Below are 16,037 nucleotides of genomic sequence, written 5' to 3' on the forward strand. Positions count from 1 at the left end.
GGAGAGTCATGTCCATCATCGAAGCCCAGGCACCACTGCACGAGGCCCACCGCGACAACCACACCCACCGCGACGTGAACGGCGGCTGGCTGCGGCCCGCGGTCTTCGGCGCGATGGACGGCCTGGTCTCGAACCTCGCGCTCATGACCGGCGTCGCCGGCGGTTCCGTCTCCTCGCAGACCATCGTCGTCACCGGCCTCGCCGGGCTCGCCGCCGGAGCCTTCTCCATGGCGGCCGGCGAGTACACCTCCGTCGCCTCGCAGCGCGAACTCGTCCAGGCCGAACTGGACGTCGAGCGACGCCAGTTGCGCAAGCACCCGATCGACGAGATGGAGGAGCTGGCCGCCCTCTACGTCTCCCGCGGCGTCGAGCCGGCGCTCGCGCGTGAGGTCGCCATGCAGCTGTCGAAGGACCCGGAGCAGGCGCTGGAGATCCACGCCCGCGAGGAGCTGGGCATCGACCCCGACGACCTGCCGTCGCCGGTCGTCGCCGCCGTCTCGTCCTTCGGCTCCTTCGCGCTCGGCGCGCTGCTGCCGCTGCTGCCGTACCTGCTCGGTGCCACCGCGCTCTGGCCGGCCGTGCTGCTCGCCCTCGTGGGCCTCTTCGCCTGCGGCGCGCTGGTCGCCCGGGTCACCGCGCGCGGCTGGTGGTTCAGCGGCCTGCGCCAGCTGGCGCTCGGCGGAGCCGCCGCCGCCGTCACGTACGGACTCGGCACGCTCATCGGCGCGGCCGTCTAGCGGCCCGCGCCGGACCGTCCGCGGGCTCCCCGCCGCCCGGCCCGCGCCGGACCGTCCGCGGGCCCGCCCGTGGGGCCCGTTCCCGCCGCAACCGGCGGAACGGAATCCGTACCGCCGCAGAAGCCCGAGAGGCCCCCGCATGGGGCCTTTCGGGCTTTCGGGGTGACTTTTCGGGGCAGAGGCCGCATTCTCACTGTGACGCATATCCCTGGTCACAACCCGCGCGGCGGTGAGACACTATGCAGGACGCCACATATGTAGCCGGTTACCCGGCGGTTTCGAACCCGTGACGGACGGGAAAGAGGCTGAAGCGTCGTGGGGCAACGAAGCCCTTCTCGGACGAGCCCGAACGGCGTCGTCCCCCGCGGATCAGTCACGGTGCCGTCGCTGTCCCCGCACCCCCAGGAAACCGGTGAACGCGCACCGCCGCTCCGTATCGGAATCGTCCGCATGCTGGAACGAGCTATCCGCTAGGCGAGAAGCGCGCCATCATGTAACCTGCACGAAATTTCGCGGAGGGCCAACGTCGTCCCTCGGCATCTGCATATGCCACGACGACGACGGGAGAGCCGATGCGTTCCGACGCCTGGTCGCCCATGGACGGTCGCCCCGCCCCCCAGGGCATGTACGACCCCCGTAACGAACACGACGCCTGCGGTGTCGGGTTCGTGGCCACCCTCACCGGTGTGGCCGGCCACGAGCTGGTCGAGCAGGCGCTGACCGTACTGCGCAATCTCGAACACCGCGGCGCCACCGGCTCCGAGCCCGACTCCGGCGACGGCGCCGGCATCCTGCTCCAGATCCCGGACGCCTTCTTCCGCGAGGTCACCGGCTTCGAGCTGCCCGAGGCCGGCGCGTACGCCGTGGGCACCGCCTTCCTCCCCGTCGACACCGCCGACGAGACCGCCGCCGCCATCGAGGCGATCGCCGCCGACGAGGGCCTGACCGTCCTCGGCTGGCGTGAGGTCCCCGTCGCCCCCGCCCTGCTCGGCGCCACCGCCCGCTCCACCATGCCGGTCTTCCGCCAGCTGTTCGTGGCGGACGGCGAGAGCACCGGCATCGCCCTGGACCGCAAGGCGTTCGTGCTCCGCAAGCGCGCCGAGCGCGAGGCCGCGGCGTACTTCCCGTCGCTCTCCGCCCGCACCCTCGTCTACAAGGGCATGCTCACCACCGGGCAGCTGGAGCCCTTCTTCCCGGACCTGTCGGACCGGCGCCTGGCCTCCGCCGTCGCCCTCGTCCACTCCCGGTTCTCCACCAACACCTTCCCGAGCTGGCCGCTCGCCCACCCGTACCGCTTCGTCGCCCACAACGGCGAGATCAACACGGTCAAGGGCAACCGCAACTGGATGACCGCCCGCGAGGCCCAGCTCGCCACCGACGTCTTCGGCGAGAGCAAGGCCGGCAAGGGCCTCGACCGGATCTTCCCGATCTGCACCCCGGACGCCTCCGACACCGCCTCCTTCGACGAGGTCCTGGAGCTGCTGCACCTCGGCGGCCGTTCGCTGCCGCACGCCGTCCTGATGATGGTCCCCGAGGCGTGGGAGAACCACGACTCCATGGACCCCGCGCGGCACGCCTTCTACCAGTACCACTCCACGATGATGGAGCCCTGGGACGGCCCCGCCTGCGTCACCTTCACCGACGGCGTCCAGGTCGGCGCGGTCCTCGACCGCAACGGCCTGCGCCCCGGCCGCTACTGGGTCACCGACGACGGCCTCGTCGTCCTCTCCTCCGAGGTCGGCGTCCTCGACATCGACCCCGCCAAGGTCGTCCGCAAGGGCCGCCTCCAGCCCGGCAAGATGTTCCTCGTCGACACCGCCGAGCACCGCATCATCGAGGACGACGAGATCAAGGCCGGCCTCGCCGCCGAGCAGCCGTACGCCGAGTGGCTGGAGACCGGGGAGATCGAGCTCTCCGACCTCCCCGAGCGCGAGCACATCGTGCACACCCACGCCTCGGTCACCCGCCGCCAGCAGACCTTCGGCTACACCGAGGAAGAGCTCCGCGTCATCCTCGCCCCGATGGCCCGCACCGGCGCCGAGCCGATCGGCTCCATGGGCACCGACTCGCCCATCGCCGCCCTCTCCGAGCGCCCCCGGCTGCTCTTCGACTACTTCACCCAGCTCTTCGCGCAGGTCACCAACCCGCCGCTGGACGCCATCCGCGAGGAGCTGGTCACCAGCCTGCGCTCCTCCCTCGGCCCCCAGGGCAACCTGCTGGAGCCGACCGCGGCCTCCTGCCGCTCGGTCACCCTGCCCTTCCCGGTGATCGACAACGACGAGCTGGCCAAGCTCATCCACATCAACCACGACGGCGACATGCCCGGCATGAAGGCCGCCACGCTCTCCGGCCTCTACCGGGTCTCCGGCGGCGGCGAGGCCCTGGCCGCCCGCATCGACGCCATCTGCGCCGAGGCCGACGCGGCCATCGAGGGCGGCGCCCGCCTGATCGTCCTCTCCGACCGGCACTCCGACGCCGAGCACGCGCCGATCCCGTCGCTGCTGCTCACCGCCGCCGTCCACCACCACCTCATCCGCACCAAGCAGCGCACCATGGTGGGCCTGCTGGTCGAGGCCGGCGACGTCCGCGAGGTCCACCACGTCGCCCTGCTCATCGGCTACGGCGCCGCGGCGGTCAACCCGTACCTCGCCATGGAGTCCGTCGAGGACCTGCTCCGCGCCGGCACCTTCCTCTCGGACATCGAGCCCGAGCAGGCCATCCGCAACCTCATCTACGCCCTCGGCAAGGGCGTCCTCAAGGTCATGTCGAAGATGGGCATCTCCACGGTCGCCTCCTACCGCGGCGCCCAGGTCTTCGAGGCCGTCGGCCTCGACGAGGAGTTCGTCGCCCGGTACTTCAACGGCACCGCCACCAAGATCGGCGGCGCCGGCCTGGACGTCATCGCCCGGGAGGTCGCCGCCCGCCACGCCAAGGCGTACCCCGCCACCGGCATCGCCTCGGCGCACCGCGCCCTGGAGATCGGCGGCGAGTACCAGTGGCGCCGCGAGGGCGAGCCGCACCTCTTCGACCCGGAGACCGTCTTCCGCCTCCAGCACGCCACGCGGAACAAGCGGTACGACATCTTCAAGCAGTACACGGACCGGGTGAACGAGCAGTCCGAGCGCCTGATGACGCTCCGCGGCCTGTTCGGCTTCGCCGCCGAGGGCCGCACCCCAATCCCCGTCGACGAGGTCGAGCCGGTCTCCGAGATCGTCAAGCGCTTCTCCACCGGCGCCATGTCGTACGGCTCCATCTCCCAGGAGGCGCACGAGACCCTCGCCATCGCCATGAACCGGCTCGGCGGCAAGTCGAACACCGGTGAGGGCGGCGAGGACCCGGAGCGCCTGTACGACCCGGCGCGCCGCTCCGCGATCAAGCAGGTCGCCTCCGGCCGCTTCGGCGTCACCTCCGAGTACCTGGTCAACGCCGACGACATCCAGATCAAGATGGCCCAGGGCGCCAAGCCCGGCGAGGGCGGCCAGCTGCCCGGCCACAAGGTCTACCCGTGGGTCGCCAGGACGCGTCACTCGACGCCCGGCGTCGGCCTCATCTCGCCGCCGCCGCACCACGACATCTACTCCATCGAGGACCTGGCGCAGCTGATCCACGACCTCAAGAACGCCAACCCGCAGGCCCGCATCCACGTGAAGCTGGTCTCCGAGGTCGGCGTCGGCACGGTCGCGGCCGGCGTGTCCAAGGCCCACGCGGACGTCGTCCTCATCTCCGGCCACGACGGCGGCACCGGCGCCTCCCCGCTGACCTCGCTGAAGCACGCGGGCGGCCCCTGGGAGCTCGGCCTCGCCGAGACCCAGCAGACGCTGCTCCTCAACGGCCTGCGCGACCGGATCGTCGTCCAGACCGACGGCCAGCTGAAGACCGGCCGCGACGTCGTCATCGCCGCGCTGCTCGGCGCCGAGGAGTTCGGCTTCGCCACCGCGCCGCTCGTCGTCTCCGGCTGCGTCATGATGCGCGTCTGCCACCTCGACACCTGCCCGGTCGGCATCGCCACCCAGAACCCGGTCCTCCGCGACCGCTTCTCCGGCAAGGCCGAGTACGTCGTCAATTTCTTCGAGTTCATCGCGCAGGAGGTCCGCGAGCTCCTCGCCGAGCTGGGCTTCCGCTCCATCGAGGAGGCCGTCGGCCACGCCGAGCTGCTCGACACCAGCCGCGCCGTGAACCACTGGAAGGCGCAGGGCCTCGACCTCGCCCCGCTGTTCCACGTGCCCGAGCTGCCCGAGGGCGCGGTCCGCCACGCCGTGGTCGAGCAGGACCACGGCCTGGAGAAGGCGCTCGACAACCAGCTGATCCAGCTCGCCGCCGAGGCGCTGAACGCCGCCTCCGCCGAGGAGGCCCAGCCGGTCCGCGCCCAGGTCGCCATCCGCAACATCAACCGCACGGTCGGCACCATGCTCGGCCACGAGGTGACGAAGAGGTTCGGCGGCGCCGGCCTCCCGGCCGACACCATCGACCTCACCTTCACCGGCTCCGCCGGCCAGTCCTTCGGCGCCTTCCTGCCGGCCGGTGTCACCCTCCGCCTGGAGGGCGACGCCAACGACTTCGTCGGCAAGGGCCTCTCCGGCGGCCGGATCGTCGTCCGCCCGGACCGCGGCGCCGACCACCTGGCCGAGTACTCCACCATCGCGGGCAACACCATCGCGTACGGCGCCACCGGCGGCGAGCTGTTCCTGCGCGGCCGCACCGGCGAGCGGTTCTGCGTCCGCAACTCCGGCGCCCTGGTCGTCTCGGAGGGCGTGGGCGACCACGGCTGCGAGTACATGACCGGCGGCACGGCGGTCGTCCTCGGCGAGACCGGCCGCAACTTCGCGGCGGGCATGTCCGGCGGCGTCGCCTACGTCATCGACCTCGACCGGTCCAACGTCAACTCCGGCAACCACGGAGCGATCGAGGAGCTGTCGGACACCGACAAGGCGTGGCTGCACGACGTCGTGCGCCGCCACCAGGAGGAGACCGGCTCCACCGTCGCCGAGAAGCTCCTGGCCGACTGGGACGCGGCGGTGAGCCGCTTCAGCAAGATCATCCCCACCACGTACAAGGCCGTGCTCGCCGCCAAGGACGCCGCTGAGCTCGCCGGTCTCTCCGAGCAGGAGACCACCGAGAAGATGATGGAGGCGGCGACCCATGGCTGACCCGAAGGGCTTTCTCACCACCGGCCGCGAGGTCGCCCGGACCCGCCCCGTCGAGGAGCGCGTCCGCGACTGGAACGAGGTCTACGTCCCCGGCTCCCTGCTGCCGATCATCAGCAAGCAGGCCGGCCGCTGCATGGACTGCGGCATCCCGTTCTGCCACAACGGCTGCCCGCTCGGGAACCTGATCCCCGAGTGGAACGACTACGCCTACCGCGAGGACTGGTCGGCGGCGCAGGAACGCCTGCACGCCACCAACAACTTCCCGGAGTTCACCGGCCGCCTGTGCCCGGCCCCGTGCGAGTCGGCGTGCGTCCTCGGCATCAACCAGCCGGCCGTCACCATCAAGAACGTCGAGGTCTCCATCATCGACAAGGCGTGGGACGGCGGCGACGTCAAGCCGCAGATCCCCGAGCGCCTCTCCGGCAAGACCGTCGCCGTCATCGGCTCCGGCCCGGCCGGCCTCGCCGCCGCCCAGCAGCTGACCCGGGCCGGCCACACCGTGGTCGTGTACGAGCGCGCCGACCGCATCGGCGGCCTGCTGCGCTACGGCATCCCCGAGTTCAAGATGGAGAAGCGGCACATCAACCGCCGCATCGAGCAGATGCGCGCGGAGGGCACCAAGTTCCGCACCGGCGTCGAGGTCGGCCGCGACATCACCGCCACCGACCTGCGCAAGCGGTTCGACGCGGTCGTGGTCGCCGCCGGCGCCACCACCGCCCGCGACCTGCCGGTCCCCGGCCGCGAGCTCAAGGGCATCCACCAGGCGATGGAGTACCTGCCGCTCGCCAACAAGGTGGTCGAGGGCGACTTCGTGGCCTCCCCGATCTCCGCCGAGGGCAAGCACGTCGTCGTCATCGGCGGCGGCGACACCGGCGCCGACTGCGTCGGCACCGCCCACCGCCAGGGCGCGGCCTCCGTCACCCAGCTGGAGATCATGCCGAAGCCGGGCGAGGAGCGCAGCCCCCACCAGCCCTGGCCGACCTTCCCCATGCTGTACAAGGTCACCTCGGCGCACGAGGAGGGCGGCGAGCGGGTCTACTCCGTCTCCACCACCCACTTCGAGGGCGACGAGGACGGCAACGTCCAGTTCCTGCACCTGGTCGAGGTCGAGTTCGTCGACGGCAAGCTGACCCAGAAGCCCGGCACCGAGCGGAAGATCCCCGCCCAGCTGGTCACCCTCGCCATGGGCTTCACCGGCACCGACGTGCAGAACGGCCTGGTCTCCCAGTTCGGCGTCGACCTCGACGAGCGGGGCAACATCGCCCGCGACGCCGACTTCGCCACCAACGTCGACGGCGTCTTCGTCGCCGGCGACGCCGGCCGAGGCCAGTCGCTGATCGTCTGGGCCATCGCCGAGGGCCGCTCCGCCGCCCGCGGCGTGGACCGCTACCTGACCGGCGCCAGCTCCCTGCCGGCCCCGATCCGGCCGACGGACCGGGCCCTGCTGGTCTGACGCACCGCCCCCCGAACGTCCCGTACAACGGCGTACGGAACCGAGCGACGCCCGCCCCGTCCCCGACCAAGGACACCTGGGGCGGGCGTCGCCGTGTGCGGGGCGCGGGCGTCCGGGACGGAACCGTCCCCACCGGTCCGCCGTCCTCCAGCAGAGGCGGACGGCGGACGGACACGAGGAGAGACCCCCATGGCACTGAGCCTGCGCAAGGTCGAGGAGACCGCGCCCGCGCTGGTCAGCCTGTACAAGACGGCGGGGGAGTCGCTGCGCCGGCACGGCGTCGACGGGCAGCGCGTCGCCGTCTACCTCGTCGTCGACTACTCCGGCTCGATGAAGCCGTACTACAAGGACGGCAGCGTCCAGGCCCTCGCCGACCGGGTCCTCGGGCTCTCCGCCCAGCTCGACGACGACGGGCGGGTGCCGGTCGTCTTCTTCTCCACCGACGTCGACGCCGAGACGGAGATCCGGCTGGACGACCACCAGGGGCGGGTCGAGCGGATCGTCGCCGGCCTCGGGCACATGGGGAAGACCAGCTACCACCTCGCCATGGACGCGGTCATCGACCACTACCTCGACAGCGGGGCCACCGCGCCCGCGCTCGTCGTCTTCCAGACCGACGGCGGCCCCATCAACCGGCTCGCCGCCGAGCGGTACGTCTGCAAGGCCGCCCGGCTGCCGCTCTTCTGGCAGTTCGTCGGCTTCGGTGACCCCGGCAGCAAGCAGTTCGACTTCCTGCGCCGGCTCGACGAACTCGCCGTCCCCGAGCGGCGGTGCGTCGACAACTCCGGCTTCTTCCACGCCGGGAAGGACCCCGGCCGGGTCGCCGACGCGGAGCTGTACGACCGGCTGGTCGCCGAGTTCCCCCGCTGGCTCGCCGCCGCCCGCGCCCAGGGCATCGTCCGGCCGTGACGGGCCGGCCCGCCCGGCAATCCGATGGCCGGCGGGCGGCCCGCCGGGGATCATGACGCCATGAGCTCTCTCGTACGCCACGTGACCGTCGACTGCGCCGACGCCTACGCCCTCGCCCGCTTCTGGGCGGAGGTGCTGGACGGCACCCTCGCCGACGACGACCATCCCGGGGACCCCGAGGCGACGGTCGAGTCCGCGGGCGCCTCCCTGCTGTTCATCCGGGTCCCCGAGGGGAAGACCGTGAAGAACCGGGTCCACCTCGACCTCCAGCCGCAGGACCGGACCCGGGACGAGGAGATCGAGCGGGTGCTCGCGCTCGGCGCGACGCTCGTCGGCGACCACCGGAACCCGGACGGGACGGGCTGGGCGACCCTGGCGGACCCCAACACCTCTGACTACCAGTTCTGAGCATACGCGCACGTCAGTACCAACGACAGAGCCCCGCCCGGCACTTGGCCGAACGGGGCGTTTTGCTGTCTGCGAGGGGCTACGCGCCCCCCTCCAGCTCTCCGGGCATGGGGCGGGGGGTCATGGCTACGGCGTGGCTCGGGCAGCCCCAGAGGACGAATCCGGGGCCGCTCTGACGCTCGACGTAGCCGACTTCCACGGGGGCCCACGTCCACCGCTTGCAGCGGACGCAGTAGGCGCCGAAGGGCGCGGGGGCGGGGGCGGTGGTGAGTGCTTCGCGGGTCATGCGGTCACCCCCGCAGCGGTGAGAGCGGCGAGGGTTTCGAAGTGGTCTCCCGCGTACCCGTACGCGTAGTCCACGCCGAGCGTGGCGAGGACCGCAGCCGTACGACGCTCGCGGATCACCCGTAGTTCCAAGGTGTCGTCCACGCGGACGTAGGGGCGAATCAGGGCGGTGTCCTCGCCGCGGAGCGGGGTGTGTCGCGTGGCGACGTGCTCCGGGGTCAGGGTCGGCCACGGCGCCGCACGGGGTACCGCGAGGGTAGGCAGGGTCTCGGGCGCGCAGTATGCGGCGGAGTGGCGTCCGGGCCGACGTCGGTCCGGCCACAGTTCCAGCACACACCAGAGGACGAGCAGAGACCCCAGTCCGATAGCGGCGAGGGCGATAAGCTCACGCATGGTCGTTTCAGCTCCCTAAAGCTGTCTCGGCAAGCCCTGAGGGACCGGGCCTAATCGGTTCCTCAGGGCGTTTTTCGTTTCGACGGTAACGAACTCCTCTACCCTCGTCTACCTACGTATAGGAACGGCTCCCGCTATGGCTGGTTGTCTACGCTTCCCCCATGAGCCCGAGTATTGATTACGAAGCCCCAACACCGCCGTACCAGCAGATCGCGGCGGAGCTCATCCGGGATATCGAGTCGGGCGCCCTCGCGGTAGATCGTCCGATCCCCTCGGAGTCGGCGTTGATCCAGCGGTGGGGTGTAGCCCGGGACACCGCCCGCCGTGCGGTGCGGCACCTGCGGGAACTCGGATACGTCTACACCGTGCCGCAGCGGGGCACCTACGTACGCGACCGCAGCGAGAACACGTAGGTGGCACGTCCGCGCACCCCTGGGGGCGCGGGTGCACGGACAACGCAGGAACCGTTCAGACGGGCACCCCGGGATCGAAGTACTCCGGCGTACGGAACAGGCCGGCGAAGGTACCGGGGCCGTGCCGGTCGTCCAGCCATCCCGAGAGGGTCCCGGTCGCTCCGCTGATCACCGAGCGCAGGACAAGGGTGTGTAGGTCTTCCTGTTCCCCGGGAGCGAACTCGTCCAGGAACGACGCGTACCGCCGATTCACCCCAGTTTCATAGCGCCAGAGCGCCCCGGTGTAACGCGTGATCTCGTCCGTGGGCTCGTCGGCCGAAGCGGCTCCGTCGTCCCCCGCCAGGGTACCCGTCACGTCTCGGAACGCGAGCCTTCCCATCATGTCCCCGGGTTCCTCGACTCCGACACGTGCAGCGGCCTCACGGGTGATGCGGCGGGCTTCCCTGTCGCACGCTCCCTCCATGACGACGCCGAGGTTTCGGGTGTGCGGCGCGTCCTTCGGGTCAGCGGCGGAGTACGTACGTCCGGACGCGCGACGGAAGTTGATGCCGTACTGCGTGCGAACCAAGCGCCCGTCGATTTCCACGTACCGACGGCGGGAACCGAAGTGGAGACAGTCGTGTGCGTAGGCACGCAACAAATCGAGTAGGGCCAGGTTCGCCCGTTCGGGAACGTCGCTCCCCAACGGACCGTGCATGGTGACCAGCGCGACCATCTGTAAGTGCCGGTATCCCTGGTCGGGGTGGTGGAATCCCCCGAACGCACCGGGGCGCGATGACTCCGCCCCTACCAGGACCCGGTGCAACGGGAGCATCTGCGAGAGTCCGAGTTCGACGTACCGATCCCACGCCATGTAGAAGCCGGCATGGAAGACCCCCGTGTCCAGACCCGCCGCCTGCCATCGGGCCAGACGTTCGGTGGCGGTGCGGAACACGTGGTCGGGGTGGGCCGAGGTGAGGACGGCGGTGTCGGCCCGCAGGGAGGCCAGAGCCTCTGACGCCCGCGCGCCGACCACCGTTTCGTTCGGTGCCAGAGGGGCTACGACGGGGTGGTGCCCCTGATGAGCTGCCGGTGGGAGTCCTGCATCCCCTCCGGCAGGGAGTCCGGTTCGAACCACTGCGCCTCCAAGATCTCGAAACCATCGATGGACAGCGTTCCTCCGGCATGCAGTGCCTCGTAGGCGACTTCCACGCGGAGCTTGTAACCGCTCGTCACGCTCACCAGGCGACCGGGCTTGACGATGAGTCCGGTCTCTTCCTTCACCTCCCGGACGATGGTCGCCGGGAACTCCTCGCCCTTGATCGCATAGCCCGTGGGCAGTCCCCACGGGCGCTCCGGCGGCCACATCCGGTGCTTGAGGAGCAGAACGCGCCCCTGGTCGTCGCGTACGACACCGGTGACGCCCACCATGAACTTGGCATGGGCGAACCACAGGACGCGCCACTGCAACGGGCCCCGGATGAGCCGCCAGAGCCGGGCCACAACGCGCTTCATGAGCAAGCCTTTCGAGGGGAACAGGTCCGCAGGGTTGCCGGACACGGCACCAACCTGTCAGACCGCGAGGGGGTCACGTCCGCTCTGCGAAACCGACGCGCGCCGCGTCACTCCACAAGGACGGCGACGAGCAGAGAGAGCAGCAGGAGAAGAGCGGTCACCGTGACGGCCGCGGCTTCCTTCACTCACGGGTCACCAGTGCCACGTACTCCAGCGTCACGGCAAAGACGGTGTGTCCGGTCGTGGCCGTGTGCGCTTCACACCCACCCGAGGGCATGTCGGCCGGTATCGGCGCCGACTCCCAAGCACACCCGCCCCCCAGGCAGCGAGCCGTCATGGTCACCTCGGACTCCCGCCCGGGATACTTGGCCAGGCGGTAGACCGGGACCGCGACAGCCGGCGCCGTGGTCACGGAGCACACTCCTTGATCATCAACTTCGGTTCCTCGTGCGGGTGATTGCGTATCTCGACGCGGTAGTCCGCAGCCGCTGACTCGTCGCGGACGCGGACGCTGTACCGCTCTCCCTCCGCCGCGAGCGCACATGTCGTGCAGCCCGGGACGGGCACGGCGGGCGGTACGGACGTCATCGGAAGGGTGATCGGGGACTCGGCGTAGGTCCGCACTCTGTCGGTCCTCACTGAGGCATCCCCGGCGTCCCGCTCCGGATGGCTCGGCGCATCCCGTTCTCCTCCGAGACCCGCGCCATGAGGGCGACCAGTACGGGCGAGTCATCGGCGGTGCCGGTCGGCACGGCCTGGTCGTGCCCGGCGTCGTCGATCCGGTCCCCGTCGGGCACCTGCGGGTGGTCCACACTCGTCACCGGGTCTGCCGGGGGGCCATCCATCACGGCTCACCTCCTTCACGGGAACGGCTTGTTCCCGCCGTGCGCTGATCTCTTGCGTACGAAGAGCAAACCGCGAAGCACGCTTGAACCGGTACCGTTGCGGGGAGGGCAAACCATAAGACTCATAAGCGCCGGGGGTTGTCGTGCCCAGAGCTTCCGAACGACCGCGCAATGAAGGTCTCTGCACCCTCCTTGAACAGGCGGGATACTCGGAAACGAAGTTCGCCCATGCCGTGAACCGCGTTGCTGCCGAAGCCGGTCTGACGGTCGACTACCGCCAACCTTCCGTATCGCAATGGAAGCAGGGCGGGCAGCCAAAACCCCAGATCAGGCCCGTGATCATCGCCGTACTGGAACGGAAGCTAGGGCGCCCGGTCTCTTACGCGGAAGCGGGCTTGCAGCGGCCTGCCGGGGTGGCTGCCGATCCCGGGCGTGACACCGTGGATTCTCTTATCGACCTCGGGAAGGAAGATATGGACCCGTCCCGCCGCAAGCTGCTCACGACGACGCTGTACTCCGCCGCCCTCACCGTTCCGGCCTTCTCCGCGCTGATGACCACGGCGCACGCAGAAGACCAGGGAAGGATCACCAGGCCCACGGGTCGCATCGGTCGAGGTGAGGTCGAGACCGTTCGACGGATGACAGACAAGATCGCCGACATTCTCGATGATCTCGGCGGCGGGCACGCCCGTCCGATGGCATCGGCGTTCCTCGTCAACACCGTTGGCGGGTACCTGCGCGCGGCAGCACCGGAAGCCGTACACCGTGACATGCTCTCCGCCGCCTCCGACTTGGTCTATCTCACCGGGTGGATGGCGATGTACGAGCGCGCCCATGGTCTGGGACAGACCTACTACCTGCACGCTCTCGACCTCGCTCGGGAGTCCGGCGACCAGCTCACGTACTGCCGGACCCTGCGCGGGATGAGCTTGCAGGCATCACACCTGCGCTACGGCCGGCGAGCCCTGGAGTTCGCGGACTCTGCGGCAGAGGCGGCTCCGACCGGTGCGGCCGGTCCCCGTCTCGTGGCGTTCCTGCGGGGGCAGCAAGCCCACGCCTCCGCGATGGTCGGCGACCGGCGGACGGCCGTCGTCCGGCTCCGGGAGGCGGAAACCGCGCTCTCCCGGGCGGACTCGCGGCGCGACGCCGTGGGGGGCTACGACCGTGCCGCGTTCCTGTTCCACGTCTCGCACGTCCACTACGAGGGGCGGGACCTGGAAGGTTCGATCAAGGCACTCAAGTCCTCCATCCGGGTCATGTCCCCGTCGGAACGTCAAGGCCGACTCCACGCGCACGCGGTGCTGGCACAGCGGCAGCACGAACACGGGCACCTCGAAGAGTCATGCCGTACGTGGGGGCGCTTCCTGGACGACTACGAAGTGCTGTCCACCGCGCGCGGGGACGAACATTTCGGCAAGCTCCGGGCACTCACGATGCCGCGCAACTCTTCCGTCGTTCGGGAACTTCACGAACGCGTGCGCGAAGTGGCCAAGCTCAAGGCCGCGTAACTTCCTGAACGCAGAAAGCCCCGCCAGCCTCACGAAAGAGGACTGGCGGGGCGATCAGCGTTCCGCGGAAACGCTCAAATGAGCCATGCGAGTTTTTTGCCTCCCTGCCGTGCTTCCAGGGCTCGGGGAGGGGGTCACCCCCTGGTCGGGGGCTCGGGCAAGCGAGGACGGACGCGCTCGGCAGCCCATCCGCCGGGCTGATGCTTCGCGGTCTCGCGGTTGTGGCACGACGTGCACAGCGGACGCAGCCGCGACCACGCATCGGGATCGGACACACCACGCGCGACCAGCGAGCGACGCGACTCCGGGAAGTGGTCGGCCACCGTCGCCGGCTTCGTGCACAGCACGCACCACGGATGGGCGTAGAGGTAGCGGCGCCGGATGTTTGGCCACCGTCGCCCGTACGCGCTCGTCCCTGGTGTCTCCCGCAGTGCGTTCGCCTCACGCTCGTGAGCGGCACAGCGGCCACCACGGGCAGTCAGTTCGGGACACCCGGGTACCGAGCACGGGGGGCGGGGTCTACGGGGCATGGGCACACCTCGTTACGCAGGGGGCAGTGTTGAACGTGACCCGACAGGTCCAAGATCGTTGGTGAGGCATGAACAACACCAAGCGCGCACTCGCCGCCATTGCCCTTGCAGGGGCCGCCCTGTCCTTCACCAGCACTGCGCACGCCGATTCGATCGGGGCCGGGGACTCGGGAGGACTGGTGCTGGACCAGTCGCACAACTTCGCCCTTGACGCACAAGGCGACTCGATTTTTAGCGGACAGAACAACGAGTTCGGTGCGGTGACGAACGAAATCCAAGACGCCGCCAAGAACATCGTCTTCTAGCATCTGGACACCGCAGATGCAGCACGGGGAGTCTGGAAATCAGGCAAGCCTGACGCCCCGAACTCGGTGCTGGTCTTGAGCTGGTGACACCCCCGGCACAGCACTTGAACGTTGCCGTCCGTGTCGGTCCCTCCCATCGAGAGGGGCCGCACGTGGTCCACGTCCACGTCCGCCGCGGGGAAGTCGTCCAGGCACCAGTCACACCACGCGTGCCCCTTCCGCTCGATGATCCGGCGGAGCCTTGCAGCAGCATCGTTCCGGGCCGCTCGTCGTCGGCTCCGGGCTCGGCGTTGCCGGCGAGAAGAGGCCCGGACAACGGGTGGGGGCTGCATCACTTGTGCAGCCCCCCAGCTCTTCCCGCACAACCCCTGCACTACGCGGGGGTCGTTCCCTTCGGCGGGATGGGCGGCGGATCGATGGGCGAGCCATCCGGCAGGCGTGGTGTGACGTCCACGAACACCACGCGACCAGGGTTCGCCGGATCGCGCATCGGCTGGACGCCGCGGGGCATCACTGTTCCCCCTTCCGGCGCCGGGTCCGTGTCGGACCAATGCGGCCGTCCCTGCGCATCACGAGGGAAGTACGGGTAATCCCCGTCCGGGCCCGGGTCGAGCGCGTCAACAGCCATCGTCAGTCCCGTTCCGCAATGAAGGCTTCGCGCTGCGCGTCCAGGTCTTCAGAGAACTTGGCCCCCAGCGCTGCCGCCTGCTTCTCTACGGCCCGCTGGATCTCGTCCAGGATCTCGGCGTCGTACCAACGCTGTTCAGGCACCGTCACCACCTCTCGTAGCGCCGTCTGGGCACGCTGCGCCTCGGTGAGGACGTGCCCTCGCTTGTAGCGGGCAGACCGGTACTCGACATACGCCGCGAACCACGGTTCTGCGGAAAGAGCCTCCAGGAACCGCGCGTGTGCGTCATCGCCGGAGTGAGCGGCCTCCTCCGCACGGTCCATCCATGTGCGGACGAAGTTGCGGTTGTACTGCCCCTCTCGCTCGGCACGGCGCGCCGCTTCCGCCTCCTGGACTGCCTCCAACTCGGCTTCCGCTTCGGCCAGTGGTCCGGCGAACTTCTCCGCCTGTGCACGCAGCTTTGCCACCCGCTCGGCAGCCTTCTCGATGTCAGTAGCCATGCTCACTTACCCCCGTTGGTCACATCGCGGCCGTGCTCGGCAGCCACCTTCTTGTCCTGCTCGTAGTAGCCGAGACTCATCCGCAAAGTCGGGTTCAGACGGTCGAACGTCTCGGGGTTCGACACCTTGAGAGCGGCCAGTTCCTCCATCCGCTCGTCCCGCTTCCATGCATCGGCCTGGATCTGCCCCTTGTTCCTCGGCCCGTCCAGAAATCCCGCTTCACTCAGAATGGCGCCCATGGGCTACCTCTCCTGTTCTCTATCGCCGACGGCCCTACCACCGCCGAACCCGGTGCGGGGCGGTGCTACTCAGTTGTAGGGACCAGTGGATTCCCGCCCCGCAGCCCCCTTGGGCGCACAGGAGCCACCCCGCGCCTTCTCTGTGTAGTAAGGGGCAACGAATTCCCGGCACCCGCCGTGCGGCGCGCTCGGTGACTCTGCACAGCCCCTCACTGTGTTGTGGAGGCCAGCAGATTCCCGCAC

16 protein-coding genes are annotated in these 16,037 nt (G+C 69.7%); 8 read left to right on the forward strand and 8 right to left on the reverse strand.

All coding sequences use genetic code 11. The features are described 5' to 3' along the window. Positions 1-8: 8 nt before the first annotated feature. The 5 genes from ACFVQZ_RS17005 to ACFVQZ_RS17025 all read left to right on the forward strand — a co-directional run bounded on the left by ACFVQZ_RS17005 (position 9) and on the right by ACFVQZ_RS17025 (position 8,654). Positions 9-737 carry a VIT1/CCC1 transporter family protein gene (locus tag ACFVQZ_RS17005; protein WP_030492931.1) on the forward strand — a complete coding sequence of 243 codons (729 nt, stop codon included), beginning with the start codon at positions 9-11 and terminating at the stop codon, positions 735-737. Positions 738-1,309: 572 nt separating this feature from the next. Further along, positions 1,310-5,884 (forward strand): glutamate synthase large subunit, encoded by a 4,575-nt coding sequence (gene gltB / locus ACFVQZ_RS17010; protein ID WP_383623243.1) that lies wholly within the window; start codon positions 1,310-1,312, stop codon positions 5,882-5,884. After that, positions 5,877-7,337: a glutamate synthase subunit beta gene (locus ACFVQZ_RS17015; RefSeq protein ID WP_030492929.1), complete on the forward strand. Its 1,461-nt coding sequence runs from the start codon at positions 5,877-5,879 to the stop codon at positions 7,335-7,337. The genes gltB and ACFVQZ_RS17015 overlap by 8 nt, the downstream gene beginning before the upstream one ends. A gap of 189 nt (positions 7,338-7,526) precedes the next feature. Then, on the forward strand, positions 7,527-8,246 hold the full coding sequence (locus tag ACFVQZ_RS17020; protein WP_383623246.1) for a VWA domain-containing protein: 720 nt from the start codon (positions 7,527-7,529) through the stop codon (positions 8,244-8,246). A gap of 60 nt (positions 8,247-8,306) precedes the next feature. Beyond that, a complete protein-coding gene (locus ACFVQZ_RS17025; RefSeq protein WP_383623249.1) occupies positions 8,307-8,654 on the forward strand; it encodes a VOC family protein in 348 nt (115 codons plus the stop codon). A gap of 79 nt (positions 8,655-8,733) precedes the next feature. Here ACFVQZ_RS17025 and ACFVQZ_RS17030 read toward each other — a convergent pair whose 3' ends face one another. Further along, on the reverse strand, positions 8,734-8,940 hold the full coding sequence (locus tag ACFVQZ_RS17030) for a hypothetical protein (protein WP_383623252.1): 207 nt from the start codon (positions 8,938-8,940) through the stop codon (positions 8,734-8,736). Next, positions 8,937-9,332 carry a hypothetical protein gene (locus ACFVQZ_RS17035; RefSeq protein WP_383623255.1) on the reverse strand — a complete coding sequence of 132 codons (396 nt, stop codon included), beginning with the start codon at positions 9,330-9,332 and terminating at the stop codon, positions 8,937-8,939. The genes ACFVQZ_RS17030 and ACFVQZ_RS17035 overlap by 4 nt, the downstream gene beginning before the upstream one ends. A gap of 161 nt (positions 9,333-9,493) precedes the next feature. Between ACFVQZ_RS17035 and ACFVQZ_RS17040 the strand changes: the two genes are divergently transcribed. After that, a complete protein-coding gene (locus ACFVQZ_RS17040; protein WP_383623258.1) occupies positions 9,494-9,745 on the forward strand; it encodes a GntR family transcriptional regulator in 252 nt (83 codons plus the stop codon). A gap of 55 nt (positions 9,746-9,800) precedes the next feature. Here the strand turns inward: ACFVQZ_RS17040 and ACFVQZ_RS17045 are convergent, their stop codons facing one another. From ACFVQZ_RS17045 to ACFVQZ_RS17055, 3 genes are all read right to left on the reverse strand, one after another. Beyond that, entirely contained in the window at positions 9,801-10,679 is an 879-nt protein-coding gene (locus tag ACFVQZ_RS17045) for a hypothetical protein (protein WP_383623261.1), read from the reverse strand. Between the two features lie 104 nt (positions 10,680-10,783). Beyond that, on the reverse strand, positions 10,784-11,239 hold the full coding sequence (locus ACFVQZ_RS17050) for an NUDIX domain-containing protein (RefSeq protein WP_383623264.1): 456 nt from the start codon (positions 11,237-11,239) through the stop codon (positions 10,784-10,786). 635 nt (positions 11,240-11,874) lie between these two features. Continuing rightward, a complete protein-coding gene (locus ACFVQZ_RS17055; protein WP_383623267.1) occupies positions 11,875-12,087 on the reverse strand; it encodes a hypothetical protein in 213 nt (70 codons plus the stop codon). A 140-nt stretch (positions 12,088-12,227) separates the two neighbouring features. On the opposite strand from ACFVQZ_RS17055, the gene ACFVQZ_RS17060 reads away from it, so the two are divergent. Further along, the gene (locus ACFVQZ_RS17060; protein ID WP_383623270.1) at positions 12,228-13,592 is read left to right on the forward strand and encodes a hypothetical protein; all 1,365 of its coding nucleotides are present in this window, start codon (positions 12,228-12,230) and stop codon (positions 13,590-13,592) included. Between the two features lie 598 nt (positions 13,593-14,190). Continuing rightward, positions 14,191-14,427, forward strand: coding sequence for a hypothetical protein (locus ACFVQZ_RS17065; RefSeq protein ID WP_383623273.1), 237 nt, complete (start codon positions 14,191-14,193; stop codon positions 14,425-14,427). Here the strand turns inward: ACFVQZ_RS17065 and ACFVQZ_RS17070 are convergent. From ACFVQZ_RS17070 to ACFVQZ_RS17080, 3 genes are all read right to left on the reverse strand, one after another. Further along, on the reverse strand, positions 14,424-14,759 hold the full coding sequence (locus ACFVQZ_RS17070) for an HNH endonuclease (protein ID WP_383623406.1): 336 nt from the start codon (positions 14,757-14,759) through the stop codon (positions 14,424-14,426). The two genes, ACFVQZ_RS17065 and ACFVQZ_RS17070, sit on opposite strands and share 4 nt — an antisense overlap. Positions 14,760-15,057: 298 nt before the next feature. Then, on the reverse strand, positions 15,058-15,555 hold the full coding sequence (locus tag ACFVQZ_RS17075; protein WP_383623276.1) for a hypothetical protein: 498 nt from the start codon (positions 15,553-15,555) through the stop codon (positions 15,058-15,060). A gap of 2 nt (positions 15,556-15,557) precedes the next feature. Further along, a complete protein-coding gene (locus tag ACFVQZ_RS17080; RefSeq protein ID WP_383623279.1) occupies positions 15,558-15,794 on the reverse strand; it encodes a hypothetical protein in 237 nt (78 codons plus the stop codon). Positions 15,795-16,037 lie beyond the last annotated feature (243 nt).

The sequence above is a fragment of the Streptomyces sp. NPDC057854 genome, assembly GCF_042797055.1.
Taxonomy (GTDB): domain Bacteria; phylum Actinomycetota; class Actinomycetes; order Streptomycetales; family Streptomycetaceae; genus Streptomyces.

What these genes read in the sequence shown, in the direction of transcription:
- ACFVQZ_RS17005 (WP_030492931.1), top strand. Translation starts at nt 9, where the DNA reads ATGTCCATCATCGAAGCCCAGGCACCACTGCACGAGGCCCACCGCGAC.
- gltB (WP_383623243.1), top strand. Translation starts at nt 1,310, where the DNA reads ATGCGTTCCGACGCCTGGTCGCCCATGGACGGTCGCCCCGCCCCCCAG.
- ACFVQZ_RS17015 (WP_030492929.1), top strand. Translation starts at nt 5,877, where the DNA reads ATGGCTGACCCGAAGGGCTTTCTCACCACCGGCCGCGAGGTCGCCCGG.
- ACFVQZ_RS17020 (WP_383623246.1), top strand. Translation starts at nt 7,527, where the DNA reads ATGGCACTGAGCCTGCGCAAGGTCGAGGAGACCGCGCCCGCGCTGGTC.
- ACFVQZ_RS17025 (WP_383623249.1), top strand. Translation starts at nt 8,307, where the DNA reads ATGAGCTCTCTCGTACGCCACGTGACCGTCGACTGCGCCGACGCCTAC.
- ACFVQZ_RS17030 (WP_383623252.1), bottom strand. Translation starts at nt 8,940, where the DNA reads ATGACCCGCGAAGCACTCACCACCGCCCCCGCCCCCGCGCCCTTCGGC.
- ACFVQZ_RS17035 (WP_383623255.1), bottom strand. Translation starts at nt 9,332, where the DNA reads ATGCGTGAGCTTATCGCCCTCGCCGCTATCGGACTGGGGTCTCTGCTC.
- ACFVQZ_RS17040 (WP_383623258.1), top strand. Translation starts at nt 9,494, where the DNA reads ATGAGCCCGAGTATTGATTACGAAGCCCCAACACCGCCGTACCAGCAG.
- ACFVQZ_RS17050 (WP_383623264.1), bottom strand. Translation starts at nt 11,239, where the DNA reads ATGAAGCGCGTTGTGGCCCGGCTCTGGCGGCTCATCCGGGGCCCGTTG.
- ACFVQZ_RS17065 (WP_383623273.1), top strand. Translation starts at nt 14,191, where the DNA reads ATGAACAACACCAAGCGCGCACTCGCCGCCATTGCCCTTGCAGGGGCC.
- ACFVQZ_RS17070 (WP_383623406.1), bottom strand. Translation starts at nt 14,759, where the DNA reads ATGCAGCCCCCACCCGTTGTCCGGGCCTCTTCTCGCCGGCAACGCCGA.
- ACFVQZ_RS17075 (WP_383623276.1), bottom strand. Translation starts at nt 15,555, where the DNA reads ATGGCTACTGACATCGAGAAGGCTGCCGAGCGGGTGGCAAAGCTGCGT.
- ACFVQZ_RS17080 (WP_383623279.1), bottom strand. Translation starts at nt 15,794, where the DNA reads ATGGGCGCCATTCTGAGTGAAGCGGGATTTCTGGACGGGCCGAGGAAC.